This is a genomic window from Methanophagales archaeon, assembly GCA_021159465.1.
Classification (GTDB): domain Archaea; phylum Halobacteriota; class Syntropharchaeia; order Alkanophagales; family Methanospirareceae; genus G60ANME1.
Genome location: JAGGRR010000247.1, coordinates 1 through 4,630, shown reverse-complemented (window position 1 = coordinate 4,630; position 4,630 = coordinate 1). Strand labels below are relative to the sequence as shown.

The window sequence follows — 4,630 nt, the reverse complement described above, 5'->3', positions numbered from 1 at the left end:
TTAGTTACTTTATTCGCTATATTATCCGCTATCATTGCCACCAAGTTGATATTGGAACAGTCGGAGCGGATGTATCAGATAATGGGCACTGAAGGCTCGGAGGTCTTGAGTCGTGTGATGGGGATACTGGTAGCTGCTATTACTATACAGTTCATCAGGGACGGGGTTGAGGGATGATTAAGGTTTAAAATTGAGATTCCGAAACTAATAATGAGGAAAACTGGATGGAATTTCCGCAGCCCACCTTCCGCTCAGCGGAGTTAGAGACTCCAGATTGGGGGAGCTTCATGAAAATTGAAGGCGTTGTTATAGCGAAGTGTTTCACTAAATATAGATGTTTATACTTTTATCTCTTATTATTTGCCCCTCTTATATTTATACAATGCATAAGCTGATAAGGGACCCGATACATGGATATATAGAGATAGATGAGCTCATTACTGCATTATTAGACACCGTGGAGATGCAACGGTTGCATCGGATAAAGCAGTTAGGCTTCTCTTACCTCGTTTATCCCGGTGCGAATCATACAAGATTCGAACACTCGCTCGGCACTTACCATCTCATGAATCTCATCCTTGATAGATTCGCAATTGCAAGAGAGAGAGAGCAGGAGCTCCGTGTCGCATCTCTTATCCACGATGTTGGACATGGTCCGTACTCGCATGTGATAGAGCCTCTAATAAAGAAATTCACCGGTAAAAGCCATGAAGATATCGAAGACATCCTCTTCAGCCATGATGAAGATAAAGATGAAGGTGGAGAATCAACTCATATAGCAGATGTCATTGCTAAATATCACCTGGACGGGCACAAGATATTGGGCTTTATAAAGGGAGATGCGAAGGGCGCTTTTTCTAAGATCCTGAATGGCGAGATAGATATAGATAAGATGGATTATCTGGTACGAGACTCATTCTATACAGGTGTGGCTTATGGCGTGGTGGACAATATGAGGCTGATTCAGGGGTTGGATTTCTTTAATGACCATCTGGTAATAACAGAGAAAGGATTGCTGCCCGCAGAGTATCTCCTCTTCTCTCGATTCCTCATGTATCCCTCGGTTTATAGTCATCACACTACGCGAATAGCACAGTTGATGTTCGCACGGGCTGTGGAATCTCTCATAGAGTCGAGCCCCTCGCCACGTGACTATGCACTCGCATTACGAGTAATGGACGATTATGAGATAGATACGATGCTGCGCAACGCCGGTGGCTATCCTGAGGCGATGATAACCCTGATTAACGAGCGGCGATTGTTCAAACGTGCATTATACATACAGTTGAATAGGCTGGAGAAGAACCGGATGGAGGAATTGAGGGAAGAAGCCCGGGTGAAGGAATTGGAGATGGAGATAAGCAAGCGAGCGGGTGTAGATGAGAAATATCTCATACTGGACGTCCAGAGAGACATAGGAGAATTTTTAAAAGAGAGCGAAGCGCAGGTAGTTATACACAATGAGATAAGAAGTTTGAGTGATGTTTCTGAACTTGTGAAGATGCTCAATAAGGCGTCCCATGATTTTCGTAGATTGGGTGTTTACACACCCATGAGGTATCGAGCCGCTGTGAAGAGAGCGGCAGAGGCAATATTATGCCATTAAGAGAAGCTATGCTGTATAAGCGTGAGAATGCAAATGTAAATGCAAAGGTGCGTTGCAATGTTTGCGCGCATCAGTGTCTCATACCAGAGGATGGGTTCGGAATATGCCGGACGAGGCAGAATAGGGCTGGAAAACTTTATACACTCATCTATGCTGAAGCTTCTTCTTTTAATGCAGACCCGGTGGAGAAGAAGCCTCTGTATCATTTCTATCCTGGCAGTTATGTCTTCTCGCTCGGTACGATCTCATGCAATTTTCACTGCAAGCATTGTCAGAACTGGAGTATCTCAACTGCACGCCCGGGTGATATCCAGACATTTACGATATCTCCGGAAGAAGCAGTCCGACGAGCGAAGCAAGCCCACTGCAATGGTATCGCATGGACGTATAACGAGCCGACGATATGGTTTGAATACACCTATGACTGTGCCAGACTGGCGAAAGCCGAAGGACTTTACACCGTTTATGTGACCAATGGTTATATCAGTGAGGAGGCTTTGAATGAAATAGCACCATTCTTAGATGCTGTGAATGTGGATGTGAAGGCATTCTCCGATTCCTTCTATAAACGAGTCTGTGGCGCACGGTTAGAGCCCGTGCTGGAGACCTGTAAACGGGTGCTTGATAAGCAGATACATCTTGAACTCACATACCTGATTATACCTGGTTATAACGACACCAGGGAGGAGATAAGGCAGTTCGCGGACTGGGTAGCAGGGTTAAGTACAGCAATACCTCTGCATTTCTCAAGGTTTTATCCCGCGCATCTGATGCTTGATGTGCCACCAACTCGGACTGAGACTTTAGAGATGGCTCATGAGCTCGCTAAAGATGCGGGTATCGAGTATGTATATCTGGGGAACATCCCGGGGCATCAATACGAGAATACATACTGCCCTGGATGTGGCGAGTTGCTCATCCTCCGTATGGACTATCGTGTGAAGCGAAGAATAAGAAGCCCCAGATGCCCCGCTTGCGGACGTGATATAAACATAATACTGTGATTGTGATACTCACGATATCTCCCTCTCTTTTATGTATGTCCCCACCTTCAACTTATCTACCATGTATTCACAGGCTCTGAATGCATCCTTACGGTGCTTCGAAGCTACGAGAACGAGAACGATACCTTCACCCACTCTCAAACGCCCCTTGCGATGTACAACCTTCACTGCTTCAATCTCGAACCTCGCCAGAACATCCCGTTTCAATCTCTCCAGCTCGTCCTCGTCCCTCACTTCTACTTCCATGCCCTTTATCCCCGCTCCACCACGGACCACGCCCAGGAAGGTGACAATAGCCCCTATATCCCCACTTCTCTCCCTTCTTACTTCTTCTACGAACTCTTCAATTGTTATTGTTATGTCCGACTCTGTTATCACAACCCCCTCCTTCTTTATATAGAGGATTTATCTCTTCTATGAGTATATAAATGATAAATGAGTACTGAGCGAATACCCTGGGACGATTATTGGATGAGCATTGTGGAGGACGTGGCGAAGCGTTCTACATGCTTAAGAAGGCAGATAGGCGCATTGGTGGTCAAGAACAATATTATAATATCCACGGGCTATAATGGTGCACCAAAGGGATTTCCTCATTGTCTTGACGTCGGGTGCCGACGCGATAAGTTGAAGATCGCATCGGGAGAGAGGCATGAGGAGTGCATAGGCGTTCATGCAGAGCAGAATGCGCTACTCCAGGCAGGCAGAGATGCAGAATGCGCTACTCTATATGTGAATTCATATCCCTGCAAGATCTGTGCCAAACTGATAATAAATGCGGGTATAAAGCGCGTGGTGATGTCAGGCGAATATAGTGATAGGGAAGGATTGGAGTATCTACGCCGTGCTGGTATAGAATTGACTTTTCTATAGTGAAGTGGGGAGTGTAGAATGTGTGCAGTTACCGATACCGAATACGGAAATCCCGAAACTCGCCTGTGTAGTCCTCCCATCTCACTTCCACAGATGATACCTTCGCCGCTGGCGGGCCATAATGGCAAAACTCAATCAATTCATCCACCTTGTTCTTATCTCCCTCGAAGACCGCTTCAACCCTGCCATCGCTAAGATTCCTCACCCAGCCCTTAACCCCCCTCAAGTTCGCTTCATCTCTCGTTGCGTATCGGAATAGTACACCCTGCACTCGCCCTTTTATGAATACGTGCGCCCTTACTTTTTGTGCGCCCTCATCCATTTTATCTCTGTCACTCTCTATAAGCCTGCTCATATATATTCAATCATATAACAAAAGAATAGAAGAATAGAAGCGATGATAAGGGTATGTATACTCCAAATAGAAGGTACGAACTGTGAATTTGAGACTTGTCTCGCTTTCGCTCGACTGGGCGCTTCGGCTGAGATAGTGCATCTCAACCAATTGACAGGCGCAGTGAAAGAGCGGGACAGGAGGTTTCTTGCTGATTACGACCTGCTGGTGATTCCCGGAGGTTTCTCTGCGGGCGATTATGTACGCGCTGGTGCGATATTTGCAGCACGATTGAGAGGCAGTCTGGGCGATGAGATAGAGGAGTTTGTAACGGAGGGAAAACCTATATTGGGTATATGCAACGGATTCCAGGTACTTGTGGAACTCGGGCTGCTACCCGGTACTGACGATGGTGTGCGCGCAGTATTGACAACGAACAGTTCTGCACATTTTGAATGCCGCCCCACACTCATAAAGCATGAAAACCGTGGCAAATGCATCTTCACACGCGGTATAGAGCATGGCTCCATATTGAAGATGCCATGTGCACATGCCGAGGGTAGGTTCTTCATTGCGAATGAGAGATATGTGCAACGCATGGAGGATAACGACCAGATAGTATTCCGGTATGTGGACCCAGATGGCAATTATGCATCCTATCCCTGGAATCCTAACGGTTCTATTTACAATATCGCCGCGATCTGCAATCAAGAGGGGAACATACTGGGTTTAATGCCACATCCTGAGCGTGCTTTTTATTCATGGTTGGATTCTGAGTGGTGGAGAAGGGAGGGAGAGGGGAAGGGTCGGGGG

7 protein-coding genes are annotated in these 4,630 nt (G+C 46.5%); 5 read left to right on the top strand and 2 right to left on the bottom strand.

The genetic code is table 11. From position 1 onward, the window contains the following. The 3 genes from J7J01_10260 to amrS form a co-directional block, all read left to right on the top strand. On the top strand, positions 1-177 hold a 177-nt coding region (locus J7J01_10260; GenBank protein ID MCD6211240.1), incomplete at its 5' end, for a hypothetical protein. A 205-nt stretch (positions 178-382) separates the two neighbouring features. Beyond that, positions 383-1,606 (top strand): HD domain-containing protein, encoded by a 1,224-nt coding sequence (locus tag J7J01_10255; GenBank protein ID MCD6211239.1) that lies wholly within the window; start codon positions 383-385, stop codon positions 1,604-1,606. Then, positions 1,597-2,610 carry an AmmeMemoRadiSam system radical SAM enzyme gene (gene amrS / locus J7J01_10250; GenBank protein MCD6211238.1) on the top strand — a complete coding sequence of 338 codons (1,014 nt, stop codon included), beginning with the start codon at positions 1,597-1,599 and terminating at the stop codon, positions 2,608-2,610. The genes J7J01_10255 and amrS overlap by 10 nt, the downstream gene beginning before the upstream one ends. A 9-nt stretch (positions 2,611-2,619) precedes the next feature. On the opposite strand, the gene J7J01_10245 is transcribed toward amrS, so the two are convergent. Further along, entirely contained in the window at positions 2,620-2,988 is a 369-nt protein-coding gene (locus J7J01_10245) for a molybdenum cofactor biosynthesis protein MoaE (GenBank protein MCD6211237.1), read from the bottom strand. A 57-nt stretch (positions 2,989-3,045) separates the two neighbouring features. Here J7J01_10245 and J7J01_10240 point away from each other — a divergent pair, with 57 nt between their 5' ends. Beyond that, positions 3,046-3,483, top strand: a complete 438-nt coding sequence (locus J7J01_10240) for a dCMP deaminase family protein (protein MCD6211236.1) — start codon at positions 3,046-3,048, stop codon at positions 3,481-3,483. Positions 3,484-3,511: 28 nt separating this feature from the next. Here J7J01_10240 and J7J01_10235 read toward each other — a convergent pair whose 3' ends face one another. Continuing rightward, on the bottom strand, positions 3,512-3,805 hold the full coding sequence (locus tag J7J01_10235; protein ID MCD6211235.1) for an acylphosphatase: 294 nt from the start codon (positions 3,803-3,805) through the stop codon (positions 3,512-3,514). A 75-nt stretch (positions 3,806-3,880) separates the two neighbouring features. Here J7J01_10235 and purQ point away from each other — a divergent pair. Continuing rightward, positions 3,881-4,630 (top strand): phosphoribosylformylglycinamidine synthase subunit PurQ (purQ, locus tag J7J01_10230; protein MCD6211234.1); only part of this gene is annotated, 750 nt, incomplete at its 3' end.

What these genes read in the sequence shown, in the direction of transcription:
- J7J01_10255 (MCD6211239.1), top strand. Translation starts at nt 383, where the DNA reads ATGCATAAGCTGATAAGGGACCCGATACATGGATATATAGAGATAGAT.
- amrS (MCD6211238.1), top strand. Translation starts at nt 1,597, where the DNA reads ATGCCATTAAGAGAAGCTATGCTGTATAAGCGTGAGAATGCAAATGTA.
- J7J01_10240 (MCD6211236.1), top strand. Translation starts at nt 3,046, where the DNA reads ATGAGTACTGAGCGAATACCCTGGGACGATTATTGGATGAGCATTGTG.
- J7J01_10235 (MCD6211235.1), bottom strand. Translation starts at nt 3,805, where the DNA reads ATGGATGAGGGCGCACAAAAAGTAAGGGCGCACGTATTCATAAAAGGG.